Annotated in this window: 13 protein-coding genes, 1 pseudogene and 1 other annotated feature; of the genes and pseudogenes, 1 reads left to right on the top strand and 13 read right to left on the bottom strand. The window is 29.9% G+C overall.

Annotated features, from left to right (window positions below; genetic code table 11):
• Positions 1–10: 10 nt before the first annotated feature.
• The 3 genes from CLTEP_RS03860 to CLTEP_RS03850 form a co-directional block, all read right to left on the bottom strand.
• Positions 11–1723 (bottom strand): proline--tRNA ligase, encoded by a 1713-nt coding sequence (locus CLTEP_RS03860; RefSeq protein WP_066822947.1) that lies wholly within the window; start codon positions 1721–1723, stop codon positions 11–13.
• Between the two features lie 124 nt (positions 1724–1847).
• Positions 1848–2022, bottom strand: a binding site (T-box leader).
• A 70-nt stretch (positions 2023–2092) separates the two neighbouring features.
• Positions 2093–2794: a 2-C-methyl-D-erythritol 4-phosphate cytidylyltransferase gene (ispD, locus tag CLTEP_RS03855; RefSeq protein ID WP_066822944.1), complete on the bottom strand. Its 702-nt coding sequence runs from the start codon at positions 2792–2794 to the stop codon at positions 2093–2095.
• A 19-nt stretch (positions 2795–2813) separates the two neighbouring features.
• On the bottom strand, positions 2814–3923 hold the full coding sequence (locus tag CLTEP_RS03850) for a PIN/TRAM domain-containing protein (RefSeq protein ID WP_066822942.1): 1110 nt from the start codon (positions 3921–3923) through the stop codon (positions 2814–2816).
• A 296-nt stretch (positions 3924–4219) separates the two neighbouring features.
• Between CLTEP_RS03850 and CLTEP_RS03845 the strand changes: the two genes are divergently transcribed.
• Complete coding sequence (locus tag CLTEP_RS03845; RefSeq protein ID WP_066822940.1) at positions 4220–4624, top strand: nucleoside triphosphate pyrophosphohydrolase family protein; 405 nt, start codon at positions 4220–4222, stop codon at positions 4622–4624.
• A 46-nt stretch (positions 4625–4670) separates the two neighbouring features.
• On the opposite strand, the gene disA is transcribed toward CLTEP_RS03845, so the two are convergent.
• The 10 genes and pseudogenes from disA to CLTEP_RS15140 all read right to left on the bottom strand — a co-directional run.
• Complete coding sequence (disA, locus tag CLTEP_RS03840) at positions 4671–5735, bottom strand: DNA integrity scanning diadenylate cyclase DisA (RefSeq protein ID WP_066823146.1); 1065 nt, start codon at positions 5733–5735, stop codon at positions 4671–4673.
• A 17-nt stretch (positions 5736–5752) separates the two neighbouring features.
• On the bottom strand, positions 5753–7105 hold the full coding sequence (gene radA, locus CLTEP_RS03835) for a DNA repair protein RadA (RefSeq protein ID WP_066822930.1): 1353 nt from the start codon (positions 7103–7105) through the stop codon (positions 5753–5755).
• Between the two features lie 311 nt (positions 7106–7416).
• Positions 7417–9864 (bottom strand): ATP-dependent Clp protease ATP-binding subunit, encoded by a 2448-nt coding sequence (locus CLTEP_RS03830; protein WP_066822927.1) that lies wholly within the window; start codon positions 9862–9864, stop codon positions 7417–7419.
• A 28-nt stretch (positions 9865–9892) separates the two neighbouring features.
• On the bottom strand, positions 9893–10930 hold the full coding sequence (locus CLTEP_RS03825; protein ID WP_066822924.1) for a protein arginine kinase: 1038 nt from the start codon (positions 10928–10930) through the stop codon (positions 9893–9895).
• A gap of 11 nt (positions 10931–10941) precedes the next feature.
• A complete protein-coding gene (locus CLTEP_RS03820) occupies positions 10942–11460 on the bottom strand; it encodes a UvrB/UvrC motif-containing protein (protein ID WP_066822911.1) in 519 nt (172 codons plus the stop codon).
• Positions 11461–11486: 26 nt separating this feature from the next.
• Positions 11487–11990: a CtsR family transcriptional regulator gene (locus CLTEP_RS03815; protein ID WP_201786583.1), complete on the bottom strand. Its 504-nt coding sequence runs from the start codon at positions 11988–11990 to the stop codon at positions 11487–11489.
• A gap of 178 nt (positions 11991–12168) precedes the next feature.
• Positions 12169–12366 carry a hypothetical protein gene (locus CLTEP_RS03810; RefSeq protein ID WP_242863865.1) on the bottom strand — a complete coding sequence of 66 codons (198 nt, stop codon included), beginning with the start codon at positions 12364–12366 and terminating at the stop codon, positions 12169–12171.
• A gap of 527 nt (positions 12367–12893) precedes the next feature.
• Entirely contained in the window at positions 12894–14627 is a 1734-nt protein-coding gene (locus CLTEP_RS03805; RefSeq protein ID WP_066822905.1) for an ABC transporter ATP-binding protein, read from the bottom strand.
• A gap of 109 nt (positions 14628–14736) precedes the next feature.
• Positions 14737–15981 (bottom strand): aminopeptidase P family protein, encoded by a 1245-nt coding sequence (locus CLTEP_RS03800; RefSeq protein ID WP_066822902.1) that lies wholly within the window; start codon positions 15979–15981, stop codon positions 14737–14739.
• A 180-nt stretch (positions 15982–16161) separates the two neighbouring features.
• Positions 16162–16320: pseudogene (locus CLTEP_RS15140) on the bottom strand (IS982 family transposase); the annotation flags it as partial.

Below are 16320 nucleotides of genomic sequence, written 5' to 3'. Positions count from 1 at the left end.
ATACTTGTAACTATAGTCTAACATTGTTCTTCTCGAATTCATATTTTACTTTTTGTAAAACTTCATTTATTTCAATAATTTGAACTTCATCTTCACTTCTTAATTTAAATTCTACTTTACCTTCACTAACTTTTTTACCAACAGTTATTCTCATAGGTATTCCTATTAAATCTGCATCCTTGAATTTAACTCCTACTCTTTCTTTTCTGTCATCAATAAGAACTTCAACTCCAGCATTCTTCAATTGATTGTAAATTTCTTCTGCAACCTTCATTTGTTCTTCATTTTTTGTCACAACTGGAACAACAACTACATGATATGGTGCAACAGATAGAGGCCATATTATTCCATTATCATCATGATGCTGTTCTATTACTGCAGCCATAGTTCTATTAACTCCTATACCATAGCACCCCATAACCAATGGCTTGTTTTTACCATTTTCATCAATATAGTTTGCTCCCATAGCTGCTGAATATTTAGTTCCAAGTTTAAATATGTGTCCTACTTCAACCCCTCTTGCAATAGTAATAGTTTTCCCACACTTAGGACATTTATCACCTTCAACAGCATTTCTATAATCTCCTACTATACCTTCAAAATCCCTGCCATAATTAGCATTTTCATAGTGATATCCTGTATCATTTGCACCAGTTATAAAATTACTCATTTCAGCAATTTCTCTGTCAATTAATAATATATCTGTCTTGATTCCTATTGGTCCAGCAAAACCTACCTCTGCATTTGTAACCCTTCTTATTGTTTCAGCATCTGCTAGCTCAAATTCAATAGCACCACCAATAGCATTTACAACCTTAACTTCATTTACTTCTCTATCGCCTCTTACAACTACTGCAACAGTTTTGCCATCAGCATTAAATATAAGTGTCTTTCCGAATTTTTTAGATGTTGTATCAAAGAATTCTACCAATTCATCAATAGTCCTAACATCAGGTGTTTCTACCTTATTCAATTCTTTTGGTTCTTCTTTTTCTGCTATTTCTGCAACTGCAGTTGCTTTTTCTATATTGGCTGCATAACTACATTCTGTACAAAATGCTACTTCATCCTCACCTATTTCACTTTTTACCATGAATTCAGCAGAACCTGAACCACCTATAGCTCCTGAATCAGCTTCAACACAACTTGTTTCTAATCCACATCTTTTAAATATATTTTTATAAGCTTTATACATATCATTGTATGATTTATCTAGTCCCTGCTCATCAATATCAAAGCTGTAAGCATCTTTCATTATGAATTCTCTTGACCTCATAACTCCAAATCTTGGTCTTCTTTCATCTCTATACTTTGTCTGAATTTGATACAGATTTAAAGGCAATTGTTTATAAGATTTTATTTCATCTCTTGCTATATCTGTAAACACTTCCTCATGTGTAGGTCCAAGACAAAACTCTCTTTGATTTCTATCTTTAAGTCTAAACATTTCAGGACCAAAAGCATCCCATCTACCAGATTCTTTCCACAATTCAGATGGTATTAAGGCTGATGCCAAAAATTCCTGTGCACCTGTATCATCCATTTCTTCTCTAATGATATCTTCTATTTTTTTTATAACTCTTATACCAAATGGCATTAAATTATAAACTCCTGAAGCCATTTTTTTTATCATTCCGGCTCTTAACATAAGCTTGTGACTTGATATTTCTGCTTCCGCTGGTACCTCCCTTAATGTTGGTATAAGCATTTTAGACATTCTCATAGTGATTTCCTCCTTCATATTTGTATTTAATATTCCCTTTTGAAATTTTCCTATTGCAATTAACCTCTTTTTTGCTCAAGTTTCTAAATTTAAAATTGTAAAAAAATAAAACTCTCCCATAATATGTTAGGGCGAGTTTTACCGCGGTACCACCTAAATTTTTCACTCATTCTGTTAACGGTATCAACCGGTAGGTTTTGCCTACAGCTCCGAAGCGGGTTCAAAACAGGTGAAAATCTCTCAGCCTAGGATTCTCTCTCTGTATAATTGTTTCTACTATTCTTCTTCATAGCCTATACTAATATTTTTTTCTTACAATCGTTACATTTTATTATACATAATTTATGTCATTTGTAAATACTCTTTTGTTCAATAATTACATCCATATTTTGAAAACAATATTTTTTCCCCTATTATCAAATCCTCAGGAGTAGTTATTTTAATGTTATCGTAACTTCCATCATAAAGATATACAGAATTATTAAATTTTTCGACAACCATTGTATCATCCGTAATAACAATATCCTCATATGCTATTTTCTCATGACATTCTAAAATAAGCTCATATTTAAAACACTGAGGAGTCTGAACCATAAACAATTCTCTTCTATTTAACGTCCCTTTAGATAAATTAAAATTATCTCTAATTTTAATTGTATCTTTAGGCACCACTCCGCATGCACATGCTCCATGAATACGTGCAAACATTATTCCGTCTTTTAGTATTCTGCTATCAACAAAAGGTCTAGCCCCATCATGTATCAACACTATTTCGCATTCTTCTATTGCCTTTAGCCCATTCAAAACAGAATCATGTCTTTCATTTCCACCAGCTACTACCTTTGATACTTTGGTAAAATTGTTTTCATTTACTATTTCCTTAATACAATATTCAACTTCATTTTCTGCCGCAACAAGTATTATATCATGAATATCATCACATTCTGAAAACACCTTCAAAGTGTAATACAAAATGGGTTTATTATTCATCAAAAGAAACTGCTTATTAATACCAGTTCCCATTCTTTTTCCTTTACCTGCTGCGAGAATTATTGCACAATTCTTTCCCATTTTTACTCCTCAATTAAAATTATCTAGATATCAAATCTTTTCTTTTAGCAAAAATCATCCTGCCAGCGGCAGTTTGAAGCACAGATGTAACAACAACATTCATAATTTCACCTATGTGTCTTTTGCCACCTTCAACAACAATCATAGTACCATCATCTAAATAAGCAATACCCTGCCCAGCTTCTTTACCATCCTTTATTATTTGAATCTCCATTTCTTCTCCTGGTAAAACCACTGGTTTAACTGCATTGGCAAGCTCATTAATATTAAGCACAGCAACACCTTGGAATTTAGCAACTTTATTTAAATTAAAGTCATTCGTAATAACCTTTCCTTTCATAACTTGTGCCAATTTTAAAAGCTTACTATCAACCTCATTGATTTCTGGAAAGTCTTTTTCAACTATTTCAACAGGAATTTTCAATTCATTTTGAATTTTGTTAAGTATATCTAATCCTCTTCGTCCCCTGTTTCTCTTTAAATCATCGGATGAATCCGCAATATGTCTTAATTCCTCCAAAACAAAATTAGGTATCACCAATGTTCCTTCGATAAATCCAGTTTGACAAATATCAAATATCCTTCCATCTATGATAACAGACGTATCTAAAATTTTCGATGTATATTTTGATTTATTTTTCTTTTCTTTTGTTGAACTACTCGTTTTCTTTATGCTTGAAAATATAGATATTATATCATCTTTCTTCTTTATAGCTATATCCACACCTAATGCAGTAATAATCAACGTTAAAATCACAGATATTATAGCAAATAATGTTCCTCCTACACCTGTATTCTTTAGTACACTAAAAAAGAGTGTTGAAATAATTAATCCTATTATACCTCCAGCCGTTCCAACTATAACATCATATGTTGGCACTCTCTGAACATCTTTCTCAACATAGTCCATAACCTTAGTTATAGCGGCATTAATCAAAGGTGATAAAAAGAAAAATATAAGTCCAAATATTATTACTAGAATTGCTATGAAAATATACTGGCCAACACTTCCATTAATTAACATAGGAAAATTCTTGCTTAAATCTGATTTAGCAATAATCTCACCAATAATATAACCTATCGTAGCTCCTATAAGTGTAAACAATATTCTTAATATTTTTTTTAACAATATTTTCACCTCCCTTTGAATTATTAACATTTTTTTCATTTTATATGCCTTTTATCTTACTATATTATATTACCAAAAACATTTCAATAATTATCGACACTATTTAATAATTTATTTACTTATTATGATAAATTTCATCCAAAATTTAACATAATTATCCCCCTATTAAAATAGTTGTTTGTGTTTTATTATGAATATATATTAAATTCTTAAAATAATCTTCATTGACAAATCATTTAAATAAAACTTATAATTTACTTAGTAGCATAAATACTTTCATTTGGGGAGTGAATATTATGAAAGATATAATAATCGATGATTTTCAAAATTCTGTTGATGAATGCCTTTTAAGACATAGAAGCATATTAGATATACTTACTAAATTACAGGAATCTGAGTCAAGGATCAATAGAGCTGTGGCTAAATCTGTAACAAGTTGTGGGTGTATAGAAATAAATGCAGCATCTAAATCTATTTCAATTGATAAATATGAAAACCAAAAAGAATGTTATAACAAAGGCTCTGATACACATCTATATGGGAAATTGTGTCCTAATTGTAGAGAAATTATCGAACAAGAAATTGGCAATAATTTATTCTATTTAGCTTCATTGTGCAATCTTTTAGATTTAAATTTGTATGACATTTTTCTAAAAGAAGAAGACAGAATCAATACATTAGGCAAGTTCACTTTAAGATAGCTGACACCAAGACAGTTAATAGCACAAAATAATTTCCTATTTTGTGCTATAATTGCCTATCTAGCATAAACTGTTCTCTGAGTCTAACTAATCCGTTTTTAACAGCCTTAGCTCTTGCTTCTCCAATTCCTTCGACATTTTCTAGTTGCTCATTAGATGCTTCAATAACATTCTTTAATTCTTTAAAATGCCCAACTAGGTTCTCAACAACACTATAAGGTAATCTAGGTATTTTATTTAACATTCTATAGCCCCTCGGAGAAATAAGAGTATCAACTAATGGTACCCCTGAATAACCTAACATTTTAGATATCATATCCAAATCGACAATTTCTTCAGAACTTGAATTTTGGATTCTTGTATATATTTCATTATAATCTAAACTTTCTTCACAATAATCTCTAATAAGTAAAATTCCTTCTTCTTCAACATCCCTTATCAATTCATTAAGTTGCATTGATATAAGTCGTCCTTCATTTCCAAGCTCAATAATATATTTTTCAATTTCTTCAACAATTCTCATAACCATCTCTATTCTCTGTACACCTGTCATAACATCAAATAGAGTTACCAAGTCTTGAAATTCAAGTAAATTAATATTATTTATAACCCTATCTAATACCGATACATATTTTTCTAAAGTCTGTATCGCCTGATTAGCCCTAGCCAATATAACACTACTATCTCTTAGAACATATTTTAAATTTCCCTTATAAATTGTTATTATATTTCGCCTTTGCGAAATCGCTACTACAAGTTCATTTGTTTGTTTTGCAATTCTGTGTGCAGTTCTATGTCTTGTTCCTGTTTCATATGTCGGAATTGATGGTTCAGGCATTAGTTGAGCATTTGCAAATAATATATTTTTTAAATCTGAACTTATTATAATTGCACCGTCCATCTTTGCAAGTTCATAAACATATGCAGGAGAATATTCAGAATTAATATTAAATCCACCATCTACCAATTTTAATACATCTTCTTTATCACTTACAACAATTAATCCTCCTGTTTTTGCCCTTAATATATTCTCCAAACCTTCCCTAAGTTCAGTACCTGGTGCCATTATTTTTAAAATATTCATTAATTCCTTATCTCTTTTTATTCTCATTTTTTTCACCAACTCTTCTAAAATACTTTTTTCAAACATTCTCTCAATGAAGATACACCTATAACATTTTCATATTTATTTATTTTACCCAAATTATTATTAGGTATAATAAATTTTTCAAATCCTAATTTAATACCTTCATTTACTAACTTTTCACAGAAAGCTACAGGCCTTACTTCTCCAGTTAATCCTATTTCACCAACAATCATTGTTTTTTCCAATTTTATAGGTATTCCTTTCACACTCGATATAAGTGCTAATGCAATACCCAAATCACCATATGTACCATTTAAGTTTAATCCACCAACTACATTTACATATACATCTGAACTATAAAATGGTATATTAAGCTTTTTTTCTAAAACTGCAAGAATCAAACTTAACCTTGATGACTCTACCCCAATAGACGTTCTTCTTGGCATAGGTGCATTGGTATGTCCTACCAATGCTTGAACTTCTACTAATACTGGTCTAGTACCTTCTACAATACCAATTACTGCTGAACCTTCCTTTAAATAATTGGTTTCTTCAAGAAACACCTGCGAAGGATTACTTATTTCAATCAATCCTTCCTCCCTCATTTCAAATACCCCTATTTCACTTGTTGTACCAAAACGATTCTTTATAGTCCTCAGTATTCTAAATTCTTGAGTTCTCTCTCCTTCAAAGTATAAAACAGTATCTACCATATGTTCAAGCACCCTTGGCCCTGCAAGTTCACCCTGCTTTGTTACATGTGCAACAATAAAAAATGGTATATTATTAGTTTTAGCAAGTCTCATAAGTTCATTAGAACATTCTCTAACCTGTGAAACACTTCCGGGTGCAGAAGTAATTACTGGCTTATATAATGTCTGTATTGAATCTATTATTACAAATATAGGTTTAACATCTTTCACATGCTTTTCAATAATATCTATATTTGTTTCTGAAACAACAAATAAATCCTTATAAATAGCATTTAATCTATCTGCTCTCATTTTTATCTGCTGCTCGGATTCCTCTCCTGAAACATATAATACTTTACCATAATTTTTCGAAATATTCCCTGCTGTTTGAAGTAACAATGTTGATTTACCGATACCAGGATCCCCTGAAATCAATGTTAATGAACCTTTTACAAGCCCACCACCTAATACTCTATTCAATTCATTTATTTTTGTATCATATCTCTCTTGTTTACTCGAAACAATATTTACAATACTCTGTGGAATATGCTTATCACTTATTGTTACCGCTCTTTTGAATTCAAGTGTTTTCTGTTCTTCAATAAATGTGTTCCATGAATTGCATTCAGGACATTTTCCCATCCATTTTGGTGACTCATACCCACATTCCTGACAAATAAACACAGTCTTATTCTTAGCCATACATTCATCCCCTAGTTATATGCAATAACCTATATTTGTAATCCGCTTTTACACTCATAAAAACATTATATACTCAATATGGTAGAATTTCTATACTATAATTAAAATTATTAGGCATTTAAAAAAATAATAAGTCAAAGATACAACATATATTTTATACCATACTTACTAGTTATTTTTTGAAAATGCCTTATTCAAATAATGGAGCTATCTTTTAAAGACAGCTCCATTGTTTTGGTAATTTTAAATAAAATAATATATTTTGTGAAACACAAAGAGTTGTGTTCCAAATAGACTAGTATACTGGCTTATTATTTATCTGAATGCGCCTTGGTAAATTTTAATTCACCATCTTCACAAGTAACAAATATACTATCACCCTTTTTTACATGTCCTCTTAAAATTTCTTCTGAAAGTTTATCTTCAACAATTTTGGTAATAGCTCTTCTTAATGGCCTTGCACCATAAGCAGTATCAAATCCTTCCTTAGCCAAATAATCCTCTGCTTCTTTTGTAAATGATATAAATATATTATTATCTTTTAATTTTTCTGAAACACTATTTAACATAAGTCTTACAATTTCTTTTAATTCATTTTCTTCTAGTGGATGGAACACAATTATGTCGTCAATTCTGTTTAAAAATTCAGGCTTAAATGTCTGCTTCAATTCTTGCATCATATTTTCTTTTAATTTTTCATATTCACTTTGTGACCTATCAGAATCAATCGAAAATCCTAAAGTCTTTTGTTTCTTGATAGTTGAAGCACCTACATTTGATGTCATTATTATTATAGTATTTTTAAAATTAACAACCCTACCTTTTCCATCTGTAAGTCTTCCATCTTCAAGTATTTGAAGTAAAATGTTAAATACATCTGTATGTGCTTTTTCTATTTCATCAAATAAAATAACAGAATAAGGCTTCTCTCTAACTTTTTTAGTTAATTGTCCTCCTTCATCAAATCCAACATATCCTGGAGGAGATCCAATAAGCCTTGACACAGTATGCTTTTCCATGTACTCTGACATATCAATTCTTATCATATTATTTTCGTCACCAAACATAGCCTCAGCAAGTGCTTTTGATAATTCAGTTTTACCAACTCCGGTAGGCCCTAAAAATATAAATGAACCGATAGGTCTTTTAGGATCTTTAAGACCCACTCTTGCTCTTCTAACGGCTCTAGAAACAGAACTTATAGCTTCATCCTGTCCTATAACTCTTTTGTGAAGAATCTCTTCTAATTTAAGCAACCTTTCAGACTCTTTTTCTGTTAATTTTTCAACTGGTATATTGGTCCATTTAGATACAACATTTGCTATATCTTCTCCTGTAACAACATGTTCTGTTACTTCATTTTTGGTTTTCCAATTATTTTTGATAAAATCTAATTTGTTCTTTATTTCTTTCTCTTTATCTCTTAATTCTGCTGCTTTTTCAAAATCCTGAACAGCTATAGCATCTGCCTTTTCTTTAGATATTTTTTCAAGTTCTTCTTCAAGATTTTTCATATTAGGTGGTGCAGTTAAATTTTGTATTCTAACCTTAGCACCCGCTTCATCTATTAAATCAATTGCTTTATCAGGAAGATAACGGTCTGTAATATATCTATCTGACAAATTTACTGCTGCTTCTAGTGCCTCATCTGTAATTTTTGCTCTATGGTGTGCTTCATATTTATCCCTTAATCCTTTTAGTATTTGTAATGCCTCTTCTTTAGTAGGCTCTCCTACCATAACAGGTTGAAATCTTCTTTCAAGTGCAGCATCTTTTTCTATATACTTTCTATACTCATCAATAGTAGTAGCACCTACACACTGAATTTGACCTCTTGCCAGTGCCGGTTTTAAAATATTTGATGCATCTATTGCACCTTCTGCTCCACCTGCACCTATTATGGTATGGATTTCATCAATAAACAAAATCACATTCCCACTATTTTCAATCTCCTCCATAACCTTTTTTAATCTCTCTTCAAACTCTCCTCTGTATTTAGCACCTGCTATCATTGATGACATATCTAAAGTTACAACTCTTTTGTCTTTTAATAGCTCTGGTATATTACCTGATGCTATTTTCTGTGCTAAACCTTCTGCAATAGCTGTCTTACCAACTCCCGGTTCTCCTATTAAACATGGATTGTTTTTAGTTCTTCTACACAATATTTCAAGAACCCTCTGCGTTTCATTATCTCTACCTATTACAGGATCAAGCTTTCCCTCCGATGCCATTTGTGTCAAATCTCTTCCAAACTTATCCAAAGTAGGTGTTTCACTATTTCTATTATTACCTGAATTTTTCATAGTTGTATTTGAATAACTTTCCATCTCATCTAGCAATTGCTTAATCAACTTATTAATATCAACCCCAATATTAACTAAAATAGTATACGCTACACCCTCACCTTCTTTTGCTAATGCAAGTAAGAAATGTTCCGGTGCAATATAATTATGCTTTAAATTACTAGCTTCAGCAAGACTTAAATCTAATAACCTCTTTGTTCTAGGTGTAAGAGGTATTTCATGCCTCTGCATATTAACGTCTCCTTGCCCTTCATATTCTAAAATCAGCTTCATTACAGCATCAATTGTTACACCATTTTCATTAAGCACCTTGCTTGATATACCATCAGTTTCTCTTAGAATTCCTAACAAAATATGTTCTGTACCGACATATCCATGCTTCAATTCATTTGCAGCTTCTTGTGCAAATATTATTACCTTCTGAGCTCTTTCGGTAAACCTGCTAAACATCATTATTATCACCTCCAATATATTTATAGATTTAACTCATTTGTAATTTATTCCTTACAATCTCAGCTCTTCTATACGCTAATTCCTTACTTGACAATTCCTTATCAATTTCTAATTGAATCGATGCATCACTAATATCCACTAACAATTGATTTAATGTTGAAAAAGTCACATCTTTAATTATTCCCATTTCTACACCTAATCTTACATTCGATAAAAGACCTAATGTTTCTTCCATTTGCAATAAATATGCAGATCTTAACAGTCCTAATGATCTGAAAATTTTATCCTTGAATTCATAACTGTATTTATTCACAACTTTTTCTCGAGAAATATATTCTTGATTAATAATTTGTTTTACCACAGCAAGTAAATTATTTAATATCTCTTCCTCTTCGAGTCCCAAAGTAATTTGATTTGATATTTGATATAAATTTCCCTGAACCTTAGACCCTTCTCCATAAAGTCCCCTTATAGTCATACCTATTTTTGAGACAGTATTAAAAATTTTATCCATTTCATTTTGCATAGACAATATTGGTAAATGAAGCATAACAGATGCTCTCAAACCAGTACCTAAATTAGTCGGACAGGCTGTTAAATATCCAAGTTGTTCATCAAATGCGTAATCAACTTTTTCTTCTAATAAATCATCAAATTTATTTGCTACATCAAATGTTTCTTTTAAATTTAATCCTGCACTTATTGCTTGAATTCTCAAATGATCTTCTTCATTTATCATAATACTTATTGTTTCATCATCATTTACAATGAAAGCTGATTTATCCATGTTTGATACTAATTTATAGCTTATTAAATGCTTATCGAAAAAAACTCTATTTTTGATTAAATCATTCTCCCACAAATAAATGGTTTTAAAATTTTCATTCGGATATTCTGTGTTGTAAAATGCCTTCTCGACATCTTTAACTATACTTTTTCCATCTTTTGAATCAAGTCTGTGGGGAAATGCTATTCCTTCAATATTCCTAGCTAATCTGATACGACTGCTTATAACTATATTGTTTTCGTTGTTTTCGTCATTTACAGAATATATCCAATTTTTCATATTCATCCCCCTTATTCACTTTTCAATTCTTTTATTTCATCTCTAATTTCCGCAGCCTTTTCATATTCTTCTAATGCAATAGCCTTTTGTAATTCTTGTTTTAACTTAATAATTTTTCTTTTATTATATATATCTTTTGCAGAGTTTTTAGGAACCTTACCAGTATGTTCAATACTTCCCTGAACTCTCTTAATTACAGGTATTAAAGCTTCATTAAAATTTTTATAGCACTCACTACATCCTAAAAGTCCATTCTTCTTAAATTCTCTATATGATGTATTACAATTTCTACATACTAATTCATAATTGTTTACATCTTTTGATGATTTATTGTAATTTACATAATCCATTATTCCATTTATAATATTTTGCAGTGAAAATGGTGTATCAAATTCAATATCTCCTATCATATTTATTCCTTCAATTTCCTTTGCACACTTCTCGCACAAATTCAATTCCTGTTTAACACCATTTACTATCTTTGTAATGTGAACATTTGCTTCATTTTTATGGCATCTATCGCAAATCATACTATCACTCCTTGCATATTTTATAATCAACTTAATATACTCATAATAATAGATTTCAATATATCTGCTCTTACATTGTTCCTTCTGTCAGTAGAAGCGGCTAATGTCCTATCATTTATTGCAATTCTTATAATTTTAGCTTCTCTTTCAGTAATTATGTTGCTTTCAAGTAAATTATTTACTATGCCAAGACCAGTTGAATATGTTATACTATTACCTATTTTTTCAGAAATAACATCTGCTAAAGAATTATGCTCCTTATATTCAATCTTCTTTATTTTTATGCATCCTCCGCCGCCTCTTCTACTTTCAATAATATATCCCTTATCTGTTGTAAATCTAGTTGTTAAAACGTAATTTATTTGAGATGGTGCACAGCTAAAATAATTTGCTAATTCATTTCTTTTTATCTCTAATTCATAGTCATCTTTATCAACAAACATTTCTTTAATAAATTCTTCTATCAAATCCGATAATCTCGCCACACTACCATTCCTTTCATTAATTAGCCTTTGACTTTCTTTGACCATTATTAATTTTACTACTTAGTAGTTATTTTTTCAAGTTTAATTCGTATAAATACATTATTTTTTTAATTATGCTTATAAAAGCCTCTTCAAAAATAACTAATCAAAAATAACTAATCAGTATATTAGTATAATCTATAAAAACATGCATATGTATTGAACTACATTGCATGTGTAAAAATTATAAATATTTATTTATATACTTTCTGTCCTTATATAACCTAGAAATTGCATCATCATAATTAAAAAAGTTGATAACAATACACTTTGGATTATTATACCTTATTCTTATTAACTCATCGCTTTTTAATGAAACATCTACCTGTGCTGATTCTTTAAAGTATTTAAAGCTCCCTTGTTTTTTGATTAGCTCTTCCACATTATTTTTACACCTTATCATTCCTATTCCGTTGCCAAAACCTTATAAAACTCTATAAAGCTTGTTTAATTCCCTGTTCAACCTATCCCATTTTGCCGAAGCTACTTTGGTTTGATATAATAGTCCGAGGGCTTAAATTCGGATACAACGAATCCTACATATACAAGTTTACTTTTAAGTGTAACTACTTGTATTCACTAACATTTGCTTGGTTTTCGCTAACTACCACCCTCATGGTTCTACCCAATGGTTATATCACTTTCGCAATATACGGGATTCACAATAGCTAACTCTATTATATCACAAATTTAGTACTTGTATCCTTAACAATTTTTTAGATAGTTTTATAGACTTTTATAATAATTCTGCAACAGTCTACCTCCCTCCTGATATTACTTAATTAACTACTTACCAAAATGGTATACTCATTACAATATTATAGTATTATAGTTGATTTTTACATTTTATTACAACCACATTGTACATATTCTATGAGAAGAGCTAATTTCCTTTTTTTTGAAATAATTTTATGCAAAATCTGGTATATACCCTTTAAATTGTGCATTAAATAACTGAGCATATATTCCTTCACGTTCTATTAATTCATCATGACTTCCTCTTTCTTTTATTCCTTCATTAGTCAACACAAGTATTTCATCAGCATTTACTATGGTAGATAACCTATGTGCAACAACTAATGTAGTTCTTTCTTTTGATAATTTTTCAAGAGATTTTTGGATTATTATTTCTGAATTGTTATCAAGTGCAGATGTTGCCTCATCTAGTATTAGTATTGGTGGATTTTTCAAAAACACCCTAGCAATTGATATTCTTTGTTTTTGCCCTCCTGATAACTTTACTCCTCTTTCTCCAATATAAGTATCATAACCCTCTGGTAAAGAAAGAATAAAATCATGGATATTTGCATTTTTAGCTGCTTCAATGATTTCATCATCTGTCGCTCCTGGTTTACCATATAAAATGTTTTCTTTTATAGTACCAGTAAATAAAAATACTTCTTGTTGAACTATACCTATGTTCTTTCTAAGTGATTTAAGAGTTACATTTCTTATATTTATCCCATCAATAAGAATTTCACCTTCAGAAATTTCATAAAACCTTGGAATCAAATGACATATAGTAGTTTTTCCTCCACCTGATGGTCCTACTAATGCAAGTGTTTTGCCGCTTCCAACTTTAAAAGATAGATTTCTTAATATTGAATGATTTTCATTATAGTTAAAAGTAACATTTCTAAATTCAATATCTCCTTTTACGTTTTTAAGTTCAATAGCATCCGCATCATCAATAATATCAGGTTTTATATTCATTATTTCAATAAATCTTTCAAATCCTGTCATTCCAAGCTGATACTGTTCAACAAAAGAAGTAAGTCTCCTAACAGGCTGCATAAAAAAGTTTATATAAAGAAAATACGCTAACAATTCTCCTAAATTTATTTTATGGTAATATAAAAATAATCCTCCTGCAAATAACACTATAACATTTAAAATATTTAGCATAAATCTCATTCCTGAAGAAAATTCCGCCATAGTCTTAAATGCATTCTCTCTAGCTTCCTTAAATTCTCTATTGCCTTCATCAAATTTTTGCTTTTCATATTCTTCATTTGTAAAAGATTTTGCAACTCTTATTCCTGAAATACTGTTTTCTAATTGAGCATTAACAACCGCAATTTTTTTTCTGTTCACTTTAAATGCTTCTGACATTTTAACTCTTTTCTTAATTGCAAACCATATCAATATTGGCATAAAAGCAAAAATTATCAACGTTAATTGCCAATTTACAGTACATAATATAATGAATGAACCAAATATCATAACTGTTGAAATAAACAAATCTTCTGGACCGTGATGTGCAAGCTCAGATACATCTCTTAAATCGTTTATCATTCTAGACATAATATGCCCAGTTTTAGTATCATCAAAATAACTAAAAGGTAGTGTTTGAAGATGTGCAAATAAATCCTTTCTCATATCATACTGCATCCTAACTCCAACTACATGTCCCCAATAATCTACTACATAATTGCATATCAATTTAAGCACATATAATACTACTAAAATCAAAACATAAATATACAATAATTTAATCATTCTATTAGGAATAACATTATTGACTATATCTTTAGTAACCATAGGAAATGCCAAATCAGCAACCGCCATAAATAGTGCACATAAAATATCTAGCAAAAACAATTTAATATGCGGTTTATAATAGTGTATAAATTTCTTTATCATTCTATCTATTCCCCCTATGTTAACAACAAATTCTTACAACGCAAATGTGGAAATATGAACTTTTCAGCCCAATTTCCACATTGTCTAATTTATTGTTTAATTTAATATATTATCTATTTTTCATAAATTCCTCAATATCTTCTACAGTTTTGATAATATCCTTGGATAAGTTTTCACATCCATTTTCAGTTATCAATAAATCATCTTCAATTCTTATTCCAATACCTTCTTCTTCTATATATAACCCTGGTTCATTTGTGATTACCATACCTGGCTTTAATTCTATATTATAAGTACCGACATCATGTGCATCAGCACCTAAATAATGAGAAACACCGTGGAAATAATATTTAATTAATTCACTATCATCCTTTATCAATCCAAGTTCTTTACATCCTTCAATTAAAACCCTTTTAGTAATTTCATTTAAATTTTTGAAAAGTACTCCAGGTTTAGCTGCTTCTTCTACAGCTTTTTGTGCTCTTAAAACAACTTCATATACTTCTTTTTGTCTCTTAGTAAATTTACCATTAACAGGGAAAGTACGACTTATATCAGCATTATAATATTTATATTGTGCTCCTAGATCAAATAGCATTAAGCTATTATCTTCAATCTTACAATTATTTTCAGAATAATGTAGTATTGTTGCATTTTTACCCGATGCTGCTATTGTAGAAAAAGCTTTATTTTTTATGCCATTCTTCTTTAATGTATAATCAAAATATGCCTCTATTTCATATTCCATAACACCTGGTTTAATATTTTTTAATATATTCTGAATACCCTCATTAGTTATATCAATAGCTTTTCTTATAAGCTGTACTTCCTCTTCTGACTTAATCATTCTTAGTTCTGCAATATCATAATATACATTTTTAATATGTATATATGGATATTTCTCTAAAACAATTTTTCCAAATTTCTGAGCCTCCGTTATAGCCGTTCCAATCTCCTGTCTTTCTAAATCTAGATACACATTTTCTATCCTATTTCTTGTTAATAAAGAACTTAATGTATCTTCAAATTTATCTAAATAGTCTACACACTCAATACCGGAAACTTGGCTTGCCTCCTTATCTGTCATCCTTGCACCAATCCATCTTGCCATAACTGGATCTGGTCTCTCTACAAATAATTTTTCTTGAACATTTCCATTAATCTTAGCTACCATAAAAATTATTTTTTCTCTATCTATACCAGTGAGATAGTAGAAATTTCTATTAGGTACAAATTCATATTTCTCATCTGCCGACTTATATGGTGCATAACCTGCAAATAGCAATAGTATGGAATTATCATCAAGTTTTTTTATTAAATTATTTCTATTTCTTATAAAAAATTCTGTATTCATCATTTTTCCCCCTTAAATGTGGTCTTTTTCTATTAATTATACCTTAACACCATTAATTATACCTTAACACCATAATAATTTAACCCGTTGTGCTAATAGAATAATTTTTATTTAAATGATAATTATTCCATTAAGAATAAGTATAAGTATCCACTAAAATCAAGTTCGCTTCAGGAATAATTAACCAAATATAAGTTGTTTAATTTTAGCTGGATTTACATTAATACCTAACGTTTTATTGATAAAGAAACAAAGATTATGAGCTAATACTTTATTAATTATTCTAGTAATAAAGCCCCATTTAGATTTTGCTAGTACTCTTTGAATATTTAGTTGTTC

The sequence above is a fragment of the Clostridium tepidiprofundi DSM 19306 genome, assembly GCF_001594005.1.
Taxonomy (GTDB): Bacteria; Bacillota; Clostridia; order Clostridiales; family Clostridiaceae; genus Clostridium_AC; species Clostridium_AC tepidiprofundi.
This window is presented reverse-complemented; position numbering and strand designations above follow the sequence as displayed.

Excerpts from the sequence above, each read along its gene's own strand:
- CLTEP_RS03860 (WP_066822947.1), bottom strand. The coding sequence starts at position 1,723 with ATGAGAATGTCTAAAATGCTTATACCAACATTAAGGGAGGTACCAGCG.
- ispD (WP_066822944.1), bottom strand. The coding sequence starts at position 2,794 with ATGGGAAAGAATTGTGCAATAATTCTCGCAGCAGGTAAAGGAAAAAGA.
- CLTEP_RS03845 (WP_066822940.1), top strand. The coding sequence starts at position 4,220 with ATGAAAGATATAATAATCGATGATTTTCAAAATTCTGTTGATGAATGC.
- disA (WP_066823146.1), bottom strand. The coding sequence starts at position 5,735 with ATGAGAATAAAAAGAGATAAGGAATTAATGAATATTTTAAAAATAATG.
- radA (WP_066822930.1), bottom strand. The coding sequence starts at position 7,105 with ATGGCTAAGAATAAGACTGTGTTTATTTGTCAGGAATGTGGGTATGAG.
- CLTEP_RS03830 (WP_066822927.1), bottom strand. The coding sequence starts at position 9,864 with ATGATGTTTAGCAGGTTTACCGAAAGAGCTCAGAAGGTAATAATATTT.
- CLTEP_RS03825 (WP_066822924.1), bottom strand. The coding sequence starts at position 10,930 with ATGAAAAATTGGATATATTCTGTAAATGACGAAAACAACGAAAACAAT.
- CLTEP_RS03820 (WP_066822911.1), bottom strand. The coding sequence starts at position 11,460 with ATGATTTGCGATAGATGCCATAAAAATGAAGCAAATGTTCACATTACA.
- CLTEP_RS03815 (WP_201786583.1), bottom strand. The coding sequence starts at position 11,990 with ATGGTCAAAGAAAGTCAAAGGCTAATTAATGAAAGGAATGGTAGTGTG.
- CLTEP_RS03805 (WP_066822905.1), bottom strand. The coding sequence starts at position 14,627 with ATGATAAAGAAATTTATACACTATTATAAACCGCATATTAAATTGTTT.
- CLTEP_RS03800 (WP_066822902.1), bottom strand. The coding sequence starts at position 15,981 with ATGAATACAGAATTTTTTATAAGAAATAGAAATAATTTAATAAAAAAA.